The sequence below is a fragment of the uncultured Pseudacidovorax sp. genome (assembly GCF_913773995.1).
Taxonomy (GTDB): domain Bacteria; phylum Pseudomonadota; class Gammaproteobacteria; order Burkholderiales; family Burkholderiaceae_C; genus Xenophilus.
On record NZ_CAJYES010000126.1, the window covers coordinates 1 to 20,027 of the forward strand.

Sequence of the window (20,027 nt, forward strand, 5' to 3'; positions counted from 1 at the left end):
GCGACAGGCCCAGCAGCGATTCGAGGTGTCGCAGCTGCTGGCTCACGGCCGAGTGGGTGACGTGCAGCGTCTCGGCCGCGCGGGTGACACTGCCCAGCCGGGCCACGGCTTCGAAGCAGCGCAGGGCTTGCAGGGGCGGCAGGTCGCTCATTGGGAGAAGGCTGGTTGAAGAAAAACTAACGGATCGGCACAGAACATGTCGATGGTGCCTGCCGCGGTCGAAAGGTAGATTGAGAGGCGCGGCACTGATGTCCGCCTGACTCGCTGAAGTGGAACTGAAATGATGCAACTGATCGGCATGCTGGACTCGCCCTACGTCCGGCGCACCGCCATTGCCCTGGACCTGCTGGGCCTGCCCTTCGAATCGAAGCCCGTCTCGGTCTTCCGGCAGATGGAGGAATTCCGCCGCTACAACCCGGTGGTCAAGGCGCCCACGCTGGTGCTTTCGGACGGCCAGGCGCTGATGGATTCGACCCTGATCCTGATGCATGCGGAGCAGATCTCGGCCCCGGGCCGCAGCCTGTGGCCGGCGGACGCCGCGGGTCGCGTGCGGGCCTTGCGACTGACCGGCCTGGCACTGGCCGCCTGCGACAAGGCGGTGCAGGCCGTCTACGAGCGCGAGCTGCGTCCGGCCGAGCGGCAGCATGCGCCGTGGTCCGCGCGCGTGACGGAGCAGCTGCGCACCGCGTGGCAGCTGCTGGAGGCCGAGATGCGCCATGCGCCCGTGCCCGGCGGCGCCCGCGGCGGGACCATCGGCCATGCCGGCATCGCCATTGCCGTCAGCTGGCATTTCGCGCAACAGCTGCTGCCCGGCGTACTGGTGCCCGCGTCCTTTCCGATGCAGGTGGCCTTCTCGGCCGAGGCCGAGGCGCTGCCCGCCTTCGTGCGCTGGCCGCATGCCTGAAAGCGCCGGCCAGCGCTGACCCGAGAGGGGCAGAAGGCCGTGCGATCATCCCGCGATGCATTCCCGCTCTGCTCGCGCCATCCGGCTGGTCGCCCTCATCGAGGCCTGCAAGGGCGTGCTCGCCGTGGCGGCAGCCTCGGGCCTGCTTCTGCTGCTGCACAAGGACCTGCGGACGGTGGCGGAGCACCTGGTGCACCACCTGCATCTGAACCCGGCCTCGCGCGAGCCGCAGGTCTTCATCGACTTCGCGGCCCACTTGCAGAACGGCCGGCTGGCGCTGCTGTCCGCGGGTGCGGCGGCCTATGCGCTGGTCCGCTTCGCCGAAGCCTATGGCCTGTTCCGCGAGCGGGCCTGGGCCGAATGGCTGGGCGCCCTCAGCGGGGCCATCTACCTGCCCTTCGAAGTGATGGCGCTGGTACGCCACATGCACTGGCTGGACGTGGCCACGCTGGCCGCCAACCTGACGGTGGTGGGCGTCATGGTGCGGGCGCTGTGGTTGCGGCGGCGTGCGGCCGCGCTGGGCCTCCCGATGCGCGTCAATTGATCCCACACCGTTCGGGCTGAGCCTGTCGAAGCCTGGGCACCATCGCTTCGACAAAAGCAGGGCAGGCCCCGCGCAGGGCGGTCAGGGCGTCTCAGCCCACCACGCCCAGCAGCCGTGCCAGGTCGCCCGCCGTCTCCGGCCGCGAATCGAAGGCCAGTTGCGACTCCAGCCGCGTCAGATGCTCGTGCATGCGCCGAGCCGCCTCGGGTGCGTCGCGCACGCGGATCGCATCGATCAGCGCCCGGTGCTCGCGGCAGCCGCAGGCCGTGGCTTCCTCGCGCTCGTCGGCATGGGCCGAGCTGTAGGTCATGAGGATCAGCGAGGTGCGCGAGATCAGCTCGCGCAGGATGCGGCCCAGTGTCTGGTTGCCCGAGCGCTCGGCGATGGCCAGGTGGAAGTCGCCCGCCAGCCGGATCGCGCGGCGCATGTCGCCGCTGGTGCGGGCGGTCTCCTCGGCTTCGGCCGAGGCGCGCAGGCGCTGCACATCGGCATCGCTGGCGCGGGCCACGAACAGCTCGACCAGCGTCGGCTCGATCAGCCGCCGCGCGCCGAAGACCTCGCGCGCCTCTTCCTGCGTGGGCTCGGCGATGGTGGCGCCGCGGTTGGGCGTGAGCGTGACCACCTGCTCGTTGGCCAGGCGCACCAGCACCGGACGGATGCGGGTGCGCGAGACGCCGAAGGCGCTGGCCAGCTTGTCCTCCACCAGCTTGGTGCCGGGCGGCAGCTTGTGGTCGAGGATGGCCGAGACGATGCGCTCGTACATCTGCGCCTCGGTGAGCGCCGTGCCCGGCGCGGGGCCGCTGTCTTCCGTCGTCATCGGCGGCCCGGCGTCTGGCGGCGGCGCAGCAGCAACGCCAGGCCCACCGTGAGGCCCATCACGCCCAGCGACACCACGGTGGTGACCGTGCCCAGCGCATAGATGGCCGGCGTGGTGACGGTGGAGGTCAGGCCCTGCAGCTCCAGCGGCAGGGTGTTGACGTCGCCGATGGCCTGCGAGGTGCGGGCGATCTCGTCCCAGCTCAGCGTGAAGCCGAACATGCCGATGCCGACGATGGAGGGCCCGATCAGCGGCAGGACCACATGGCGGAAGCTTTGCCACGGCGTGGCGCCCAGGTCGCGGGCGGCCTCCTCGTAGGCGGGATTGAAGCGGTTGAACACGGCGAACATGATGAGCAGGCCGAAAGGCAGCGTCCAGGTGAGGTGGGCGCCCAGGGCCGAGGTGAACAGGCCGAGCGCGGTGCCGTAATTTTCGAGCATGCCGTCCGCGCCCAGCGCGCCAAGGGCCGACTTGAGGCCGGTGTCGATCAGCCGGAACTGCAGGCCGATGCCCAGCGACACGATGATGGACGGCATGATGAGGCTGGCGATGCTCACATAGAACAGCGCCCCGCCGCCCGCCAGCCGCTTGCGGAAGGCCAGCCCCGCCAGCACCGACAGCCCCACCGTGAGGGCCATCACCGCCGTGCCCAGCGCCAGCGAGCGCCGGAAGGCCGCGCCGATGTCCACCGTGCCCAGCCCCTCGGCCAGCTGCCGGAACCAGTGCAGCGACACCCCCCGCATCGGAAAGGTCAGCCCGCCCTCCGGCCCCTGGAAGGACAGCACGAAGATGGTGAACATCGGCCCGTAAAGAAACAGCACGAACAGCACGAACACCGCTGCCAGTGGCCAGAACCCTGGCGCACGCGCCTCAGAAACTCGAGCCTGCATAAAAAGTCGCTCCTGTCGTCGATGTCGTTGCTGTCTTCGCGGGTGGCGCCGAAGGCGCCAAGGGGGTGGGCTACAACTCTTTCCGGATGTCGACCACGCGCGTGAGGCCCCAGATGATCATCAGCACCACCGCCAGCAGGATCACCGCGTTGGCCGCCGCCAGCGGGAACTGCAGGTAGCTGGTCTGCACCTGGATGATCTTGCCCACCGAGGCGATCTGCTGGCCGCCCATCACGCCGATGGTGACGAAGTCGCCCATCACGATGGTGATGACGAAGATCGAGCCGATCAGGATGCCGGTGCGCGACAGCGGCACGATCACGTTCCACAGCGTCTGCCAGCCCGAGGCGCCGCAGTCGTCGGCCGCTTCGAGCAGGCTGCGGTCGATGCGCATCATGCTGTTGAAGATGGGCACGATCATGAACATGGTGTAGAGGTGCACGAAGGCCAGCACCACCGAGAAGTCGGAGAACAGCAGCCATTCCACCGGCTCGTGCACCAGCCCCAGGCCCATCAGCGTCTGGTTGACCAGGCCGTTGCGCCCCAGCAGCGGCACCCACGAGATCATGCGGATCACGTTGCTGGTCCAGAAGGGCACCGTGCACAGCACGAACAGCAGCGTCTGCATGCCCGGCGAGCGCACGTGGAAAGCGAGGAAGTACGCCACCGCAAAACCCAGCAGCAGCGTGATCGCCCACACCAGCAGGCAGAACTTGAAGGTCGACAGGTAGGTCGACAGCGTCACGCACAGGTCGCCGTTGTCCGTGAGGTGCGAGCAGCCCTCGAAGATCGCGAGGTAGTTGCGCAGCGAGACCGCGGGAATCAGCTCGTACTCGTTGAAGTCCCACAGGCTGACCATGCCGATCAGCACCAGCGGCACCACGAAGAACAGCAGGAACACCAGCGCGAACGGCGCCGCCTGCCACCACGGCTTGACCCCGCCCTCCATCGGCGCAGGAGCATGGACGCTGGATGCGGGAGCACTCATGGCAGTCAGGGATGAGGAGAAGCGCCGAAGCGCGAAAGATGAGGCAGGTTGGCGTCAACGCAGTCAATGCGAAGCGAGGCGAAAGAGCATCAACACCACGCGCCCGCTCCAACCGACAAGGCCAATCACCCCGGCAAGCGCAGCGAGCCGCCGCGGGAGCACCCGCGGAACCGGCTTTGCCGGGCCGCTGGGTGCGCCCCCTTGTAGGGGGTGGGCGGAGCGAAGCGCAGCCTGGGGGTCGAATTCGCGGCCGCCGTCAGGCGGCCACGAATTCGTTCCATTTACGGACCATGTATTCGTTCTCGTCCATCACCGCGTTCCAGCACGCGATGCCGCCCATGCGCTGCTCGTAGCTGCCGCCGTCGCGCACGCTGCCGGCCTTGGCGATCACCACGCCCTGCGGGCTCTTGATGTCCTGCGCGGCCGGCTTGCCTTCCATCCAGTAGGCCCATTCGTAGGGCTCCATCTTGGCCTTGGCCGTCTCCAGCACGGCGCTGTAGTAGCCCTGGCGGTTGAGGTAGGCGCCGGCCCAGCCGTCGAGGAACCAGTTGATGAACTCGTAGGCGGCGTCGAGCTTTTTGCCGGACAGCGTAGCCGGCAGGCCGAAGCCGGATGCCCAGGCGCGGTAGCCTTCCTTGAGTGGCTGGAACACGCAGTCGATGCCCTTGCTGCGAACGGCCGTCACGGCGGGGCTCCACATCGACTGGATCACCACCTCGCCCGAGGCCATCAGGTTGACCGACTCGTTGAAGTCCTTCCACAGCGCGCGGAACTGGCCGGCCTTCTTGGCCTCGATGAGCGTCTTGATCGTCAGGTCGATCTCGGCCTTGCTCATGTTGCCTTTGTCCTTGTACTTGTGGATGCCCTTGGCCTCCACCACCATCGCCGCGTCCATGATGCCGATGGAAGGGATGTTCAGGATCGCGGCCTTGCCCTTGAACTCGGGGTTGAGCAGCTCGGCCCAGCTCTCGATCGGACGCTTGATCAGGTCGGGGCGGATGCCCAGCGTGTCGGCGTTGTAGGTGGTGGGGATCAGCGTCATCCACTGCGTGGGCGCCTTGGCGAAGACCTTGCTCTTCTCGCCTTCGAGGAAGATCACCTTCTTGGGCGCCGTGCCCTGGTCGCCCACGGCCTTGCCGGCGACTTCGCCCTTGGTGAAGAGCGAGGTGATCTTGTCGGCGTTCTTCACGCGCTTGACGTCGATGCCCTTCAGGTTGCCGGTGGGCACGATCTTCTTGAGCGAGAAGAACTCGGTGTCGATCAGGTCGAAGCTGTTGGGCGCGGTGACGGCGCGCTTGGTCACGTCGTCGGTGGTCACGGCCACGTACTGGATCTCGATGCTGGTGTCGGCCTTGAACTTCTCGGCGATGGCCTTGTCCTGGTTCACCGCGGTGCCCAGGTAGCGCAGCACCATCTTCTCCTGCGCATGGACGAAGGGCGCCGCCCCCGTGGCCAGGATGCCGGCCATGCCGGCGCCGCCTTGCAGCAGGCTGCGGCGCGAAAGGCCGGGGGTGCGGGGATCGAGCGTGTCGGACATCGAGGACTCCTTCTTGGGGGATGAGGAAGCGCGAGCGCGGTTGGAAAAAGGAAAGGGCGAGGCGATGGCCTGGGCGTGCGGCTCAGGCCGGCAGTGCATGCGCCTGGTGCGGCGCCCAGAACAGGTGCACGTCTTCGCCGAGGGCATAGGGACGTTCGGCGAATCGGGCTTCGGGCAGCATCACCGACACGCCGTTGGCACCGGCCGCGTCCTGTGCCTGCAGGCCGAGCAGCACGTAGGTGCCCTGGTATTCGACGTCGGTGACGGTGGCGCCCATGCCGGGCACGGCCACGACGGCGGCGTCGCCCGCGGCCGGCCGGATCTGCAGGTGGTCGTTGCGCACGGCCACCTTGCCCGTGCCGGTCTGGATCACGTTGTGGCCGCCCATGAAGCGGGCCACGAATTCGGTGGCCGGGGCGTTGTAGACATCGTGCGGCGAGCCGACCTGCTCGATGCGCCCGTGGTTCATCACCACCATGGTGTCGGCCAGCGCCATCGCCTCTTCCTGCGAGTGCGTGACGTGGATGAAGGTCAGGCCCAGCTCCTTCTGCCAGCGGCGCAGCTCGGCGCGCATCTGCACGCGCAGGAAGGGGTCGAGGGCGGAGAGCGGCTCGTCCAGCAGCAGCACGCGCGGCTGGGTGATCAGCGCCCGCGCCAGCGCCACTCGCTGCTGCTGGCCGCCGGAGAGCTCACCCGGCTTGCGCTGCGCCAGGTGGCCGAGCGAGACGCGCTCCAGCAGGTCCTGCGCGCGGGTCTGGCGTTCGCCCTTGGCCACGCCCTTCATCTTCAGGCTGAAGGCCACGTTGTCCAGTGCCGAGAGGTGCGGGAAGAGGGCGAAGCTCTGGAACATCATGGCCGTGCCGCGCGCCGCAGCGGGCAGGTCGGTGATGTTGCGGTTCTCCAGCAGGATGTCGCCGCCGGTCACCGATTCGTGGCCGGCGATCATGCGCAGCGTGGTGCTCTTGCCGCAGCCCGAGGGCCCGAGCAGGCAGCAGTAGCTGCCGCTGGCGATGCGCAGGTCGATGGCGTCCACGGCCGGCGCGCCCTGCGCATAGCGCTTGGTCAGCGCGACGAGCTCGATGGCGGAGGGCGACGGCGTGGCGATGGCATCCATGCCGCAGACCTACGCAAGGCGTGTGCCAGCGTGCGCTCATTGTTTGCACGCAATCGCGGGCCGAAATTGCGTACAAAAGGCACCGCCGCAGTGCGCGGCGGGCCTGCTCAGCGCCGAACCGGTGCCAGGGGCGACGCGTCGGCCGCGTCGCCGTCGATCAGGAAGTGCCCGCCCGCGACGTGGTGCAGGGTGCGCAGCGCGTCGTGGCCGTCGAAATGCCAGCGGCCGTCCGAGAAGACGCGCGCATCGGCCTGGGCGGCCACCACCTCGCCCAGGAACAGGTCGTAGCGCTGCTGGATCGGCGGCTCGGGCAGCAGCCGGCATTCCAGCCAGGCGGCACAGCCGTCCAGCAGCGGCGCGTCCGTCGCGCTGCCGGCAAAGGTGGCCAGGCCGTAGGCCTCGAACTTGTCGACGCCACCCAGCGCATCGGCATCGCGGCCGGAGACGCTGCCCAGCGCATTGCACAGGTCCAGCTGCGCGCGCACCGGCACCTGCAGCGCGAACGCGCCGCTGGCCTCCAGCAACTCGCGGGTGTAGGTGCTCTTGTCCAGCACCACGGCCACCTTGGGCGGGTCGAAGTCCAGCGGCATGGCCCAGGCGGCCGCCATGATGTTGCGGCGCCCGCCCGCGGCCGCGCTCACCAGCACGGTGGGGCCGTGGTTGAGCAGCCGGTAGGCCTTGGCCAGGTCGACGGGGTGGCGGTGGTGACGGGCGGCGGTCATGCGGCCGACGATAGCGCGCCCCGCGCCGGGGCGCCCGACCGGCGGATCAGGCGGCGCCAGCAAGCGGCCGGAGCGCGCCTGCCTGTCGGGTATGGGCGGTGAAAGCGAAATCCACCTCCGGCGCCAGCCCGCTCACGATGCGCGCGATGGACTGGCCAGAGCCGCAGGCGTGCGTCCAGCCCAGCGTGCCATGGCCGGTGTTGAGGAACAGCCGGCCCACGCGGCTGGCGCCGATGATCGGCACGTTGCTCGGCGTGGCCGGGCGCAGGCCGCTCCAGAACTGGGCCCGCGCCGTGTCGCCCGCACCGGGAAAGAGCTGCTCCACCCGGCGCACGATGGCCTCGCAGCGCACGGTGCTCAGGTCGCGGTCGTAGCCGTTGAGCTCGGCCGTGCCGGCGATGCGCAGCCGGTCGCCTTGCGGCCCGGTCAGCCGCGAGAACACCAGCTTGAACTCGTCGTCCGTCAGCGAGACCTGGTGCGCGCGGCTCGCATCCTTGACCGGCATGGTCACCGAATAGCCCTTGGCCGGGTAGATCGGCAGCCGGATGCCCAGCGGCGCCGCCAGCAGCGGGCTGAACGAGCCCATCGCCAGCACGTAGGCATCGGCGCGCAGGCGCTGGTAGCGGCCTTCGGCGTCGGTGGCTTCCACATGGTCGATCTCGCCGGCCACCTCCCGCAGCGCGGTGATGGTGTGGCCCATCAGGAAGCGCACGCCGGCGGCCTCGGCCCGCCTGGCCAGCTCGCGGGTGAAGCGGTTGGCGTCGCCCGACTCGTCCTCGGCGGTGTAGGTGGCGCCGGCCAGCTGCGGGCGGATGTGGGCCAGGGCGGGTTCCAGGCGCACGGCCTGGTCGGCGTCGATCACCTGCCGCTCGCAGCCGAGCTGGCGCATCTGCTCGGCCGGGGCCAGGGCCGCTTCGAATTCCTTCTGCGAGGTGTAGAAGTGCAGGATGCCCTGCGTGCGCTGGTCGTAGGCGATGCCGGTGTCGCGGCGCAGCTGCTGCAGCACGTCGCGGCTGTAGGTGCCCAGGCGCACGATTTGTTCGATGTTGTGGCGGGTGCGCGCGGGCGTGCACTCGCGCAGGAAGGCGAGGCCCCAGAGCCACTGGCGCAGGTCGGGCCTAAGGCGGAAGAGCAACGGCGCATCCTCGCGGCCCAGCCACTTCAGCAGCTTGAGCGGCGCGCCTGGGTTGGCCCAGGGCTCGGCATGACTGACGGAGATCTGCCCGCCGTTGGCGAAGCTGGTCTCGGCGCCGGGCGTGGCCTGGCGGTCGACGACGGTGACGTCATGGCCAAGCTGGGAGAGGAAGTAGGCGGAGGTGGTGCCGAGCAGGCCGGCGCCGAGGACGATCACGCGCATGGAAGAACCCCTTTCAGGTTGCAGCGCATGAACGCGGCAGCGGGGACTCGTCCTTGGAAAACAAAGGAGCAACCGCCGCATGACGCGTTCAGGTTGCCGCTCCCCCTGTCCTTGGTACCTGAGAGTTTCACCCGCAGCGCTCGCTGCGGGTTTGCTCCTTCGGTGCGCCACATGCCGTGGCGGCTCTCCAGACGGCGTGATGGATGTTGCAGTACGGGCCCGTTGCCGGACCGACCTGAGCGTTTATGGGAGTTTGCGCCTTCGGTAGCGCCGCCCGGCCGGTGCAGGTGGGCGGTGCGTTCTCCTGCGGGGCGCGATTCTAGGGGCGGATGCGCTGGCGCCAAAGCCCTTCATCGCCGCAGCTGGGTGAACTGGGCGAACTCCCACTCCCGCATGGCCAACAGAAGGGTGTAGCCCTCCAGCTCGCCCGCGGGCAGCTTCTGGTCGGTCTGGTGCTGCTGGGCGAAGTCCTGCGCCACGCGCTGCAGCCGCTCCAGGAAGGCCGGCGCCAGCGCCCGCGAGATGGAGCCGTGCACCAGCAGCAACCCCTCGGCCGTGCCGTCGAAGCCGCCGGCGTAGTAGTCCAGCACCACCTCTTCGCGGAAGAACTGCATCACCGGCCCATGCGGCCGCCAGCGGAAGGTCTTGGCCACCTTGAGCCGGTAGCGGTTGAGCGGCCGCAACTCGATGATGCCGATGCGGTCCAACTGCGCCAGGTAGCCGATGCATTCGGCCTCGGTGATCCGGTAAGTGGCGACGATCTGCTCCAGCGTCCACTGGCTCAGCACGTTGATCGCCACCAGCAGCAGCTTGCGGTCGCGCACCACGGCCTGCTCCTGCTCCTGCGTCAGCTCGCGTAGCAGCGGCTGGCTGTCGGCGACGCGCCGCGCCAGGTCGGCGAAGTCGATGCGCAGGGCGCGGCAGATGGCGTCGATGCGCGCCAGCGGCATGTCGCCCCGGGCCAGCATGCGCTTGACGCTGGATTCGGCCAATCCCAGCGAGCGCGCCAGGTCGGCATAGGTCATGCCTGCGGTCTTGAGTTCGGTCTTGATGGCCCGGACCAGATCGACGGTGGTGCTCATGCCGGTATTGTTAGGTGATACCGCAAGGTGCGGGATCGGGACTTGTATCGTCTGCCGAGCCTCGGCGGGGGCGGCAGCATGGACAGTGGCGGCCGTCCGTCCCGCCTGCTCCGGCACAATGCCCGCGCGCCGGCGGTCCTTCTTCTCCGCATGTGCCTCTTCGCATGACCGCTCACGCCAACCAGTTCGCCCTGCTGCGCCAGCGCCGCTTCGCGCCCTTCTTCTGGACGCAGTTCGCCGGGGCCGCCAACGACAACCTGTTCAAGTTCGCCTTCACGGTGATGGTGACCTACCAGCTGCAGGTGGCGTGGCTGCCGCCCTCGCTGGCGGGGCTGGTGATCGGCGCGCTGTTCATCCTGCCCTTCCTGCTGTTCTCGGCCACGGCGGGGCAGCTCACCGACAAGTACGACAAGGCCCGCATCATCCGGCTGGTCAAGACGCTGGAGATCGCGATCATGGCGCTGGCCGGCTGGGGCTTCGTGGCCGCCAATGTGCCGGTGCTGCTGGCCTGCGTCTTCCTGATGGGGCTGCATTCCACGCTGTTCGGTCCGGTCAAGTTCGCCTACCTGCCGCAGGCGCTCGACGCGCATGAGCTGACGGGTGGCAACGGCATGGTCGAGATGGGCACCTTCGTCGCCATCCTGCTCGGCCAGGTGGCGGGCGGCCTGCTGGTGGCCCTGCCGGGCATCGGCCACGGCACCGTGGCGGCGGCCTGCCTGGCGGTGGCCATCGTCGGCCGGCTGACGGCGCAGGCGGTGCCCGCCGCGCCGGCCACCGACCCGGGTCTGGTCGTCAACTGGAACCCGGTCTCCGAGACCTGGCGCAACCTGAAGCTGGCGCATGGCAACACGGTGGTGTTCCGCTCGCTGCTGGGCATTTCGTGGATGTGGTTCTTCGGCGCCATCTTCCTGTCGCAGTTCCCGAGCTTCGCCAAGGAGGTGCTGCACGGCGACGCACAGGTCGCCTCGCTGCTGCTGGTGGTGTTCTCGGTGGGCATCGGCGCGGGCTCGCTGCTGTGCGAGACGCTGTCGCGCCGCCAGGTCGAAATCGGCCTGGTGCCGCTGGGCGCCATCGGCATGAGCGTCTTCGCCATCGACCTGTACTTCGCCTCGCGCGGGCTGCCGCCCTCGGGCGAGATGGGGCTCGCCGCCTTCCTGTCCCAGCCGGCGCACTGGCGGGTGATGGCCGACCTGGCGCTGCTGTCGCTGTTCGCTGGCCTCTACAGCGTGCCGATGTATGCGCTGATCCAGCTGCGCAGCCAGCCCACGCACCGGGCGCGGATCATCGCGGCCAACAACATCCTCAATGCGCTGTTCATGATTGCCAGCGCCGTGATCGCCGGGGCGCTCATCGGCGCGGGTTTCAGCATCCCGCAGCTCTTCCTCTTCACCGGCATCGCCAATGCGCTGGTGGCGGGCTACATCTTCCTGCTGGTGCCCGAGTACCTGCTGCGCTTCATCGCCTGGGTGGCGTCGCGCTTCGTCTATCGCTTCCGGCTGCGGGGCGAGGAGCGCATCCCGACCGAGGGTCCGGCCGTGCTGGTGTGCAACCACGTGAGCTTCGTCGACGCCGTGCTGCTGATGGCGGCCAGCCCGCGGCCGATCCGCTTCCTGATGGACCACCGCATCTTCCGCGTGCCCGTGCTGGGCTGGCTGTTCCGGCTGGCCAAGGCGATTCCGATCGCGCCGCAGAAGGAAGACCCGGCCGCCTACGAGCGCGCCTTCGACGAGGCGGCCCAGGTGCTGCGCGAGGGCGACCTGCTGGGCGTCTTTCCGGAAGGCGGCATCACCCGCGACGGCACGCTGCAGCCCTTCAAGGGCGGCGTGATGAAGATCCTGGCCCGCGCGCAGGAGGACGGCCTGTCCGTGCCAGTGGTGCCGATGGCGCTGACGAACCTGTGGGGCTCGTACTTCAGCCGCATCGAATTGCGTGGCGGCGAGCCGGTGGCCATGGTGCGGCCCTTCCGGCGCGGCCTCTGGAGCCGGGTGGGCCTGAACGTCGGCGCGCCCCTGCCGGCCTCGGCGGTGGCGCCCGAATCGCTGCGGGAGCGGGTTTCCGACCTGCTGACGCAGCCTTGATCCCTCATTGATGAACGCTTTCCTGAACTGGCATGCGCTGACCTGGCTGGGCGACAGCAGCCTGATGATCCCGATGGCCGTGGCCATCACCGCCTGGCTGGGGTGGGCCCGACGCACGCGGCCGGTGATGTGGTTGTGGCTGCTCTGCCTGGGGGCCGCGGGCGCCGTCGTGGTGGCCGGCAAGTTCGCCTTCATGGGCTGGGGCGTGGGCATTGCGGCGCTGGACTTCACCGGCTTCAGCGGCCACACCACCATGTCGACCACGCTCTGGCCGGTGGCGCTGTGGCTGATGGTGTCCGGCTTTGCCCACCGCTGGCGGGTGTCGGCGGCCTGTGCCGGCTGGGCGCTGGGTGCGGCGATCGGCGGCTCGCGGCTTGCGCTGGACGCGCATTCGGTGTCCGAGGTGGTGTCTGGATTTCTGCTGGGGCTCGCGGCCAGCGGCTTCTTTCTATGGCGCCAGCGTCGCAAGCCACATCCCAGGCTGCGGCTGCTGCCGGTGCTGCTCACCCTGGCGCTGCCGGCACTGGTGATTCCACCCGGCACGCGCGCGCCCACGCACGAGCTGATCGGCCGCGTGGCTGCCTGGACCGCCGACAACGAGCGGCCGTTCGTGCGGGCGGACCTGCATGCCGGCACGCGGCCGGCGCGGCGGCCGGCCGGCTGAGCGATGGCCTGTGCGGCGGTATTGCCTGGCGATACCTCAAGCCGCGTATTTAGCTCGGGGTGCAGCCTGGCAAGGCCATTCGGTCGAGGTCCGGGCACGATGCGATCCATCTCGGGCGGCGTGGTGTCGGCTGGACTCGCCAGATCCTGCCCAGCCGCCGAGCCTGAAAGGAAATCGCGCATGAAAACCTCCCTCCGGCTGTCCGAAGCCTGGTTCCGTCGTGGCCTGTGGCTGCTGTCGCTGGTGTTCGCCAGCTTTCTCATCGGCCTGGGTGGCACCGTCGTCGGCGACCTGCCGCGGGTGGAACGCGCACTGCAGCGGGACGACTTCATCGACCGCCCGGCTGCCGCCGCGCTGCGCGATGCGCTGACCGGCGCGCAGAAGGCGCAGATCGAGGCCGACGAGGCCCTGGCCCAGACGCGCCTGCGCGCCCGCACCGCGCAGACTAATACGCAAACGGCGCAAGCCAGCTTCAACGACTGGCTGGCCACGCGCGGCGCCACCGCCCGGCCTGAGCAGGACCCGGCATTGATCGACCGTACCCGCACGCTGGACGCCTTGCGCGCCGCGCAGCGCCAGGCCCAGGCGGAGGTAGAGCGCCAGCAGCAACTGGCGCTGGACGCCCGCCAGACGGCTGCCCGCAGCCAGCGCCAGCTGGATGAACTCGAAGCTGTCGCCGCCGAGCGCCTGCAGGCGGCCGAGCGGCGGCAGGAGCTGCGCGTCTTCGGCTACCGACTCGCCCTCACGATACCGCTGCTGGCCGTCGCCGGCTGGCTCTTCGTGCGGCACCGCAAGGGCAGCGGGTGGCCCTTCGTCTGGGGCTTCGTCTTCTTCGCGCTCTTCACCTTCTTCGTGGAGTTGGTGCCCTACCTGCCCAGCTATGGTGGCTATGTGCGCTACGGCGTGGGCGTGGTCCTGACGCTGCTGGCCGGCCGTTGGGCCATCGCAGCGCTGCAGCGCTACCTGGCGCGGCAGCAGGCGGCCGAGGCCCGACCCGAGCCAGCACGGCGCCAGGCGCTGGACTACGACGTGGCGCTGGCGCGCCTGGCCAAGGGCGTCTGCCCGGGCTGCGAGCGGCCGGTGGACCTGAAGAACGCGGCCATCGACTTCTGCCCGCACTGCGGCATCGGCCTGTTCGACCGCTGCGACGGCTGCGGCACCCGCAACAGCGCCTTCGCGCGTTTTTGCCAAGGCTGTGGCAAGGCGGCGGAAACCCGGCCGGCCGCCCTTCCCGGTCCAGATACAGAATTAAGCGACATTTCTTCGCAGAAGTCGGCAGAAGATCACGAACACGGCGGCCGCTGACGCAGGGTCACCCCGCACGGGTGCTAGAACCGGGCACCCGCCGCCGAGCGGTGAGTGTTCCTCCCCATCCGACCCAGGAGTCATGCCCGTGAGCATCTTCAGCAGCATCCTTTCCAAGATCTTCCCCGGCGCCCAGGCTGCGCCCGCCCCGGCCCCAGCGCCCGCCGCACCGTCGGCGACCGCTGCGCCTGCTCCGGCGGCGGCCCCAGCCGTGGCAGCACCCCCGCCGTCCATCCCGCTGGGCGAGGTGGCGCCCATCCTCGATGCCAAGCCGGGCGCAGCCCAGCTCAACTGGCGCACCTCCATCGTGGACCTGCTCAAGCTGCTCGGCCTCGACAGCAGCCTGGCCGCCCGCAAGGAATTGGCCAACGAGTTCATCTACACGGGCAATGCAGAGCCCGGCTCCGCCGAGTGGAACATCTGGCTGCACAAGCAGGTGATGACCCGCATCGCCGCCAACGGTGGCACGTTGCCGCCCGAGATGCGCTGACGGCAGCTGGCAGCTGTCCACGCCCACAAGAAGAAAAGCGGCCCGCGGGCCGCTTTGTCGTTGTGGCGGCGAGCATTCTCAGACGCCCCGTGCCCGATCGAGCGCGAACTGCCGCCGGAATTCGCCAAAGCGCCCCGCGTCCAGCGCCTCGCGGATCTCGCGCATCAGGTTGAGGTAGTAGTGCAGGTTGTGGATGGTGGTGAGCATCGGCCCCAGCATCTCGCCGCAGCGGTCCAAGTGGTGCAGGTAGGCCCGCGAGAAGCCGCCGCGGCCGCCGTCGGCCCAGCTCATGCCGGTGGTGCCGGCGCAGGCATGGCAGGTGCAGCTCGGGTCCAGCGGCTGCGGGTCGTTGCGGTGGCGGGCGTTGCGCAGCTTGAGGTCGCCGTAGCGGGTGAAGATGGTGCCGTTGCGCGCATTGCGGGTGGGCATCACGCAGTCGAACATGTCCACGCCCTGCGCCACGCCTTCGACCAGGTCTTCCGGCGTGCCGACGCCCATCAGGTAGCGCGGCTTGTGGGCCGGCAGCCGGTGCGGCGTGTGGGCGGTAATGCGGCGCATGTCCTCCTTGGGCTCGCCCACACTCACGCCGCCGACGGCGTAGCCGGGAAAGTCCATTTCGACCAGCGCGGCCAGCGATTCCTCGCGCAGGTGCTCGAACATGCCGCCCTGCACGATGCCGAAGAGGGCGTTGGGGTTCTGCAGCCGCGCGAACTCGGCCTGGCAGCGCTTCGCCCAGCGCAGGCTCAGCTCCATGGAGCGGCGCGCCTCGGCCTCGGTGGTGATGCGGCCCTGCGTCTCGTAGGGCGTGCATTCGTCGAACTGCATGACGATGTCGCTGTTGAGCACCGTCTGGATCTGCATCGACACCTCGGGCGTGAGCAGCAGCTTGTCGCCATTGACCGGCGAGGCGAACTTGACGCCTTCCTCGCTGATCTTGCGCATGGCGCCCAGGCTCCAGACCTGGAAGCCGCCCGAGTCGGTGAGGATGGGCTTGTTCCACTGCTCGAAGGCATGCAGGCCGCCGAAGGCGCCCATCACGTCCAGGCCTGGGCGCATCCACAGGTGGAAGGTGTTGCCCAGGATGATCTGCGCGCCCATCTCCTCCAGGCTGCGCGGCATGACGCCCTTCACGGTGCCGTAGGTGCCCACGGGCATGAAGATCGGCGTCTGCACCACGCCGTGGTTGAGGGTCAGGGTGCCCCGGCGCGCATGGCTGTCGGGGTCGGTGGTCAGCAGGTCGAACTGGAGAGCGGTCATGGCTTGGTGAAGGAAGAGGGCGCGCGCTCCAGGAGCATGGCGTCGCCGTAGCTGAAGAAGCGGTAGCGCTCGCGGATGGCATGGGCATAGAGTGCCATCACGCGCTCGTAGCCCGCCAGGGCGCTGACCAGCATCATCAGCGTGCTCTTGGGCAGGTGGAAGTTGGTGATGAGCAGGTCCACATGCTGGAAGCGGAAGCCCGGCGTGATGAAGATCTGCGTGTCGCCCTGCGCCTGCCCGCTGGCGGCCCAGGATTCGAGCGTGCGCACGGTGGTCGTGCCCACCGCCACAACACGACCGCCGCGGGCGTGGCAGTCGGCAATCGCCTGCTGCGTGGCGGGCGGCACGTCGTAGCGCTCGGCATGCATCACATGCTCGGCGATGTTCTCGGTCTTGACCGGCTGGAAGGTGCCGGCGCCCACGTGCAGCGTGACGTTGGCCCGGCGCACGCCGCGCGCTTCCAGCTGCGCGAGCAGGGCCTCGTCGAAATGCAGCGCCGCGGTCGGTGCGGCCACGGCGCCGGGCACGCGGGCGAAGACGGTCTGGTAGCGGCGGGCGTCCTCGGCGGCGTCGCTCGCGCTTTCCTGTGCCTGCTGGCGCTCGATGTAGGGCGGCAGGGGCACGTGGCCGTGGCGCTCCATCAGCGTGTAGGGGTCGGCGCCGTCGTTGCTCTCCAGCGCGAAGCGGAACAGCGGGCCGCCTTCCTCGGGCCAGCGGCCCAGCAGCGTGGCGCGGAAGGCCGGCTGGCCGGGGGCGGCGTCCATGCGCAGCACCGTGCCGACAGCGGGCTTCTTGCTGACCTTCATGTGGGCCGCCACGACTTGGCCTTCGAGCACGCGCTCGATCAGCAGCTCCAGCCGGCCGCCGGTGGGCTTCTCGCCGAAGAGGCGGGCCTTGACCACCTGGGTGTCGTTGAAGACCAGCAGGTCGCCTTCGCGCAGCAGGGCGGGGAGGTCGCGGAAGATGCGGTCGGCGGGTGGGGCGGCGGTGCCGTCGAGCAGGCGCGAGGCGCTGCGTTCGGGGGCGGGTTGCTGCGCGATCAGTTCGGGCGGCAGCGCGAAGTCGAAATCGGAGAGCGTGAAATCGGTGCGGGACATGCTTGAGGGCCGGACGGGCCCGTTCCAAGAAAGAAGCGGAAGCCCTCCGTGCACGCCATCGCGGGGCGGCGGCGTTCCGCGCGGGGCGGAGGAGGGCGGGGAGGCAGAATTGTCCCATGTCCGCGCGCCCCCTCGCTTCGCCTGCCCCTGCGCCTGCCGCCCCCCGCGCGCCCGGCAGCGGCGAAAGCCAGGTGCAGCGGGCGCTGAAAAAACTGGGCCTGGTGCGCGACATCGACTTCGCGCTCTACCTGCCGCTGCGCTACGAGGACGAGACCCGCATCGTGCAGCTGGCCCATGTGCGCGACGGCGAACATGCGCAGGTCGAGGGCACGATCGTGGACAGCGAAATCGTCTTCCGCCCGCGGCGCCAGCTCATCGCCACGCTGGACGACGGCAGCGACACCTGCCAGCTGCGCTTCTTCAACTTCTACCCTTCGCAGCAGAAGCAGCTCGCGCCCGGCAGCCGGGTGCGGGCGCGTGGCGAGGTGCGCGGCGGCTTCGTGGGCCGGACCATGTTGCACCCGGTCATCAAGGCGGCCGGCACGGCGCTGCCGCTGGCGCTGACGCCTGTCTATGCCACGACAGCCGGCCTCGCGCAGCCCGTTCTGCGCCGTGCCGTGCAGGCTGGCCTGGCGCGGGCGCCGCTGGAGGAGCTCATTCCCGCCGAGCTCTTGCCCCACAACGCCTGGACGCTGCGCGCTGCGCTCGAATTCCTGCATCACCCGACGCCCGACGTGGCGCTGGCCGCGCTGGAGGACCGCAGCCATCCCGCCTGGCAGCGGCTGAAGGCGGACGAACTGCTGGCCCAGCAGCTCTCTCAGCTGGAGGCCCGCCGCGCCCGCGAGGCCCAGCGCGCGCCCGTGCTGCGTGCGGGCACCGACGAAGGCAGCCTGCATGCCCGCCTGCTCGCCGCGCTGCCCTTCTTGCCCACCGGCGCCCAGGGGCGCGCCGACCGCGAGATCGCCGCCGACCTGGCCCACCGTCAGCCCATGCATCGGCTGCTGCAGGGCGACGTGGGCTCGGGCAAGACGCTGGTTGCCGCATTGGCCGCGGCCCGCTGCATCGACGCCGGCTTCCAGTGCGCGCTGATGGCGCCCACCGAGATCCTGGCCTCGCAGCACTTCGGCAAGCTGGTCGGCTGGCTCGACCCGCTGCTGGCCGCGCAGGGGCGGCGCGTGGCCTGGCTCACCGGCAGCCAAAAGAAGCGCGAGCGCGATGCCATGGCCGCCGCTGTCGAGAGCGGCGAGGCGGCGCTGGTGGTGGGTACGCATGCCGTCATCTCGGAGAAGGTGCGCTTCCACCGGCTGGCGCTGGCCATCGTCGACGAGCAGCACCGCTTCGGCGTGGCCCAGCGCCTGGCCCTGCGCGGAAAGGCCTCGGAAGGCGACCAGGGCATGCAGTCCCTGGAGCCGCACCTGCTGATGATGAGCGCCACGCCCATCCCGCGCACGCTGGCCATGAGCTACTACGCCGACCTGGACGTCTCCACGCTGGACGAGCTGCCGCCGGGCCGCACGCCGGTGGTCACCAAGCTGCTGGCCGAGCACCGGCGCGACGAGGTCATCGCCCGCATCCACGGCCAGATCCAGCAGGGCCGGCAGGTCTACTGGGTCTGCCCGCTGATCGAGGAAAGCGAGGCGGTGGACCTGCGCAACGCCACCGCCACCCGCGACGAGCTGGCCGATGCCCTGGGCGAGACCGTGCGCGTCGGTCTGCTGCATTCGCGCATGCCCACCGCCGAGAAGCAGGCGGTGATGGCCGACTTCAGCGCCGGCACGCTGCAGGTGCTGGTCAGCACCACCGTCATCGAGGTGGGCGTGGACGTGCCCAATGCCTCGCTGATGGTGATCGAGCATTCCGAGCGCTTCGGCCTGTCGCAGCTGCACCAGCTGCGCGGCCGGGTGGGACGCGGCGCGGCGGCCTCGGCCTGCGTGCTGCTCTATGCGCCGGGCGACAGCGGTCGTGTCGGGCAGGCCGCCAAGGCCCGGCTGACGGCGATGGTGGAGACGGCGGACGGATTCGAGATCGCGCGCCGCGACCTGGAGATCCGCGGTCCCGGCGAATTCCTCGGCGCGCGCCAGTCCGGCGCGCCGCTGCTGCGATTCGCCGATCTGGCGACCGATCAACGCCTGCTTGAATGGGCGCGCGACCTGGCGCCGCAGTTGCTGGACCGCCATCCGGACCTGGCGCACCGGCATGTGGACCGGTGGCTCGGCACCAAGGCGGAGTTCCTCAAGGCGTGACCGTTTGCGCGGTTGCGTCATCCGGTGCAGGGATCGGACTGCCTTGCGGCTTGTCCGGGTGCCGAGCCGCAGGGGCGGGGGCGGGGGGGGCCGCCGCGCCGTCGCGTCGGCTCAATTTGCCTTCGACGGTTGCACCCGCGTCCATGCGCAACTGCAGGTACTCGATGTTGCCCGTGACATGGGCATTGGCCTGGAGTTCGACGAAGTGCTCGGCGACGACATCGCCGACGATGCGCCCATTGATGACGATGTCGTGACCGTGCACGTTGCCGGTCACGCAGCCGCGGTCGCTGAGCACCAGCAGCGTGTGTCCTTCCGACTTGGCCATGACGTTTCCACGCACATGGCCATCCAGGCGCAGGCCTTCGCCGAAGCGGATGTCGCCATCGATCTCGATGTCGTGCGCGATCAGGGTCGTGAACTTGGCTTGGCGGATGCCCGCGGCCTTGGGTTGCTTCTTGCTGCCGAACATGGTTCTCGGTGGTGTAGACGGAGGGAAAGGGGCGTCGGACGCAGGGCGGCTCAGGGCGTTCGCTGGCTGCGAAGGAAGCGCAGCTCCGCCTTCATCCGGTCGGTCTCGGCGCTGCAGCTGTTCGCGGCGTCCTGCAGCGCCGCGCGGGCCGCTTCGGACTGATCCCGGGATAGCTGCGTCCGGTCGAGCTCGGCCTGCAGGGCAAGCTGGGTCGGTGGCGTCGGGCACGCGGGCGTGCGCTGCGTGAAGCGTCCGTGCCATTCCGCGCCAGCGAAGACGCCCGCCGCAAAGCAGGCTGCAGCGATGACCAGGGTCGGCAGCATCCGGACGCGCCTCGGCACGGCCGGCTGCGGTGCGTAAGGCCGCGTGCTCAGTTGGCGACTTCGGCGAGCGGCGGCGGGCGCGGTCATGGCTGCACGCGATCAATCACCGGCGTTGCTCGCCGCCGCGAACAGCGACAGATAGC

The 20,027-nt window shown here is 69.6% G+C and carries 20 protein-coding genes and 1 riboswitch; of the genes, 7 read left to right on the plus strand and 13 right to left on the minus strand.

Annotation, left to right across the window (positions count from 1 at the left end):
• Positions 1-151 (minus strand): LysR family transcriptional regulator (locus QZ772_RS11605; protein WP_295526248.1); only part of this gene is annotated, 151 nt, incomplete at its 3' end.
• Positions 152-283: 132 nt separating this feature from the next.
• Between QZ772_RS11605 and QZ772_RS11610 the strand changes: the two genes are divergently transcribed.
• Both QZ772_RS11610 and QZ772_RS11615 read left to right on the plus strand, forming a co-directional pair.
• Positions 284-904 carry a glutathione S-transferase family protein gene (locus QZ772_RS11610; protein ID WP_295526251.1) on the plus strand — a complete coding sequence of 207 codons (621 nt, stop codon included), beginning with the start codon at positions 284-286 and terminating at the stop codon, positions 902-904.
• 55 nt (positions 905-959) lie between these two features.
• Positions 960-1,448, plus strand: coding sequence for a DUF2127 domain-containing protein (locus QZ772_RS11615; RefSeq protein WP_295526172.1), 489 nt, complete (start codon positions 960-962; stop codon positions 1,446-1,448).
• Positions 1,449-1,539: 91 nt separating this feature from the next.
• Here QZ772_RS11615 and QZ772_RS11620 read toward each other — a convergent pair whose 3' ends face one another.
• The 8 genes from QZ772_RS11620 to QZ772_RS11655 form a co-directional block, all read right to left on the minus strand.
• Positions 1,540-2,265, minus strand: a complete 726-nt coding sequence (locus tag QZ772_RS11620) for a GntR family transcriptional regulator (protein ID WP_295526175.1) — start codon at positions 2,263-2,265, stop codon at positions 1,540-1,542.
• A complete protein-coding gene (locus tag QZ772_RS11625; protein ID WP_017758480.1) occupies positions 2,262-3,155 on the minus strand; it encodes an ABC transporter permease in 894 nt (297 codons plus the stop codon). The genes QZ772_RS11620 and QZ772_RS11625 overlap by 4 nt, the downstream gene beginning before the upstream one ends.
• Before the next feature lie 70 nt (positions 3,156-3,225).
• Positions 3,226-4,143, minus strand: coding sequence for an ABC transporter permease (locus QZ772_RS11630; protein WP_295526178.1), 918 nt, complete (start codon positions 4,141-4,143; stop codon positions 3,226-3,228).
• A 256-nt stretch (positions 4,144-4,399) separates the two neighbouring features.
• The gene (locus QZ772_RS11635; protein ID WP_295526181.1) at positions 4,400-5,680 is read right to left on the minus strand and encodes an extracellular solute-binding protein; all 1,281 of its coding nucleotides are present in this window, start codon (positions 5,678-5,680) and stop codon (positions 4,400-4,402) included.
• 82 nt (positions 5,681-5,762) lie between these two features.
• Positions 5,763-6,794: an ABC transporter ATP-binding protein gene (locus QZ772_RS11640; RefSeq protein WP_295526185.1), complete on the minus strand. Its 1,032-nt coding sequence runs from the start codon at positions 6,792-6,794 to the stop codon at positions 5,763-5,765.
• A gap of 107 nt (positions 6,795-6,901) precedes the next feature.
• Entirely contained in the window at positions 6,902-7,516 is a 615-nt protein-coding gene (locus tag QZ772_RS11645; protein WP_295526188.1) for a flavin reductase family protein, read from the minus strand.
• A 46-nt stretch (positions 7,517-7,562) separates the two neighbouring features.
• Entirely contained in the window at positions 7,563-8,873 is a 1,311-nt protein-coding gene (locus tag QZ772_RS11650; protein WP_295526217.1) for a D-amino acid dehydrogenase, read from the minus strand.
• Between the two features lie 95 nt (positions 8,874-8,968).
• Positions 8,969-9,074, minus strand: a riboswitch (glycine riboswitch).
• Positions 9,075-9,223: 149 nt separating this feature from the next.
• A complete protein-coding gene (locus QZ772_RS11655) occupies positions 9,224-9,955 on the minus strand; it encodes a helix-turn-helix transcriptional regulator (protein ID WP_295526220.1) in 732 nt (243 codons plus the stop codon).
• A gap of 164 nt (positions 9,956-10,119) precedes the next feature.
• On the opposite strand from QZ772_RS11655, the gene QZ772_RS11660 reads away from it, so the two are divergent.
• The 4 genes from QZ772_RS11660 (at position 10,120) to QZ772_RS11675 (ending at position 14,492) form a co-directional block, all read left to right on the plus strand.
• A complete protein-coding gene (locus QZ772_RS11660; RefSeq protein ID WP_295526222.1) occupies positions 10,120-12,033 on the plus strand; it encodes an MFS transporter in 1,914 nt (637 codons plus the stop codon).
• 10 nt (positions 12,034-12,043) lie between these two features.
• On the plus strand, positions 12,044-12,697 hold the full coding sequence (locus QZ772_RS11665; protein WP_295526225.1) for a phosphatase PAP2 family protein: 654 nt from the start codon (positions 12,044-12,046) through the stop codon (positions 12,695-12,697).
• Between the two features lie 180 nt (positions 12,698-12,877).
• Positions 12,878-14,002, plus strand: a complete 1,125-nt coding sequence (locus tag QZ772_RS11670; protein ID WP_295526228.1) for a zinc ribbon domain-containing protein — start codon at positions 12,878-12,880, stop codon at positions 14,000-14,002.
• Between the two features lie 88 nt (positions 14,003-14,090).
• Positions 14,091-14,492, plus strand: coding sequence for a DUF3597 domain-containing protein (locus tag QZ772_RS11675; RefSeq protein WP_295526230.1), 402 nt, complete (start codon positions 14,091-14,093; stop codon positions 14,490-14,492).
• A 78-nt stretch (positions 14,493-14,570) separates the two neighbouring features.
• Here the strand turns inward: QZ772_RS11675 and tgt are convergent, their stop codons facing one another.
• Complete coding sequence (tgt, locus tag QZ772_RS11680; RefSeq protein ID WP_295526233.1) at positions 14,571-15,749, minus strand: tRNA guanosine(34) transglycosylase Tgt; 1,179 nt, start codon at positions 15,747-15,749, stop codon at positions 14,571-14,573.
• Positions 15,746-16,846: a tRNA preQ1(34) S-adenosylmethionine ribosyltransferase-isomerase QueA gene (gene queA, locus QZ772_RS11685; protein ID WP_295526236.1), complete on the minus strand. Its 1,101-nt coding sequence runs from the start codon at positions 16,844-16,846 to the stop codon at positions 15,746-15,748. The genes tgt and queA overlap by 4 nt, the downstream gene beginning before the upstream one ends.
• Before the next feature lie 116 nt (positions 16,847-16,962).
• On the opposite strand from queA, the gene recG reads away from it, so the two are divergent.
• Complete coding sequence (gene recG, locus QZ772_RS11690) at positions 16,963-19,089, plus strand: ATP-dependent DNA helicase RecG (RefSeq protein WP_295526240.1); 2,127 nt, start codon at positions 16,963-16,965, stop codon at positions 19,087-19,089.
• Here recG and QZ772_RS11695 read toward each other — a convergent pair.
• Together QZ772_RS11695 and QZ772_RS11700 are read right to left on the minus strand one after the other, a co-directional pair.
• Complete coding sequence (locus QZ772_RS11695) at positions 19,079-19,561, minus strand: polymer-forming cytoskeletal protein (protein ID WP_295526243.1); 483 nt, start codon at positions 19,559-19,561, stop codon at positions 19,079-19,081. The genes recG and QZ772_RS11695 overlap by 11 nt on opposite strands.
• Before the next feature lie 50 nt (positions 19,562-19,611).
• Positions 19,612-19,884 (minus strand): hypothetical protein, encoded by a 273-nt coding sequence (locus QZ772_RS11700; protein WP_295526246.1) that lies wholly within the window; start codon positions 19,882-19,884, stop codon positions 19,612-19,614.
• Between the last annotated feature and the right edge of the window lie 143 nt (positions 19,885-20,027).

Bases quoted from the DNA above. Each gene is read 5' to 3' on its own strand.
- QZ772_RS11610 (WP_295526251.1), top strand. From the start codon at position 284: ATGCAACTGATCGGCATGCTGGACTCGCCCTACGTCCGGCGCACCGCC.
- queA (WP_295526236.1), bottom strand. From the start codon at position 16,846: ATGTCCCGCACCGATTTCACGCTCTCCGATTTCGACTTCGCGCTGCCG.
- QZ772_RS11640 (WP_295526185.1), bottom strand. From the start codon at position 6,794: ATGGATGCCATCGCCACGCCGTCGCCCTCCGCCATCGAGCTCGTCGCG.
- QZ772_RS11665 (WP_295526225.1), top strand. From the start codon at position 12,044: ATGAACGCTTTCCTGAACTGGCATGCGCTGACCTGGCTGGGCGACAGC.
- recG (WP_295526240.1), top strand. From the start codon at position 16,963: ATGTCCGCGCGCCCCCTCGCTTCGCCTGCCCCTGCGCCTGCCGCCCCC.
- QZ772_RS11630 (WP_295526178.1), bottom strand. From the start codon at position 4,143: ATGAGTGCTCCCGCATCCAGCGTCCATGCTCCTGCGCCGATGGAGGGC.
- QZ772_RS11655 (WP_295526220.1), bottom strand. From the start codon at position 9,955: ATGAGCACCACCGTCGATCTGGTCCGGGCCATCAAGACCGAACTCAAG.
- QZ772_RS11645 (WP_295526188.1), bottom strand. From the start codon at position 7,516: ATGACCGCCGCCCGTCACCACCGCCACCCCGTCGACCTGGCCAAGGCC.
- QZ772_RS11650 (WP_295526217.1), bottom strand. From the start codon at position 8,873: ATGCGCGTGATCGTCCTCGGCGCCGGCCTGCTCGGCACCACCTCCGCC.
- QZ772_RS11635 (WP_295526181.1), bottom strand. From the start codon at position 5,680: ATGTCCGACACGCTCGATCCCCGCACCCCCGGCCTTTCGCGCCGCAGC.
- QZ772_RS11615 (WP_295526172.1), top strand. From the start codon at position 960: ATGCATTCCCGCTCTGCTCGCGCCATCCGGCTGGTCGCCCTCATCGAG.
- QZ772_RS11700 (WP_295526246.1), bottom strand. From the start codon at position 19,884: ATGCTGCCGACCCTGGTCATCGCTGCAGCCTGCTTTGCGGCGGGCGTC.
- tgt (WP_295526233.1), bottom strand. From the start codon at position 15,749: ATGACCGCTCTCCAGTTCGACCTGCTGACCACCGACCCCGACAGCCAT.
- QZ772_RS11660 (WP_295526222.1), top strand. From the start codon at position 10,120: ATGACCGCTCACGCCAACCAGTTCGCCCTGCTGCGCCAGCGCCGCTTC.
- QZ772_RS11670 (WP_295526228.1), top strand. From the start codon at position 12,878: ATGAAAACCTCCCTCCGGCTGTCCGAAGCCTGGTTCCGTCGTGGCCTG.
- QZ772_RS11625 (WP_017758480.1), bottom strand. From the start codon at position 3,155: ATGCAGGCTCGAGTTTCTGAGGCGCGTGCGCCAGGGTTCTGGCCACTG.
- QZ772_RS11695 (WP_295526243.1), bottom strand. From the start codon at position 19,561: ATGTTCGGCAGCAAGAAGCAACCCAAGGCCGCGGGCATCCGCCAAGCC.
- QZ772_RS11620 (WP_295526175.1), bottom strand. From the start codon at position 2,265: ATGACGACGGAAGACAGCGGCCCCGCGCCGGGCACGGCGCTCACCGAG.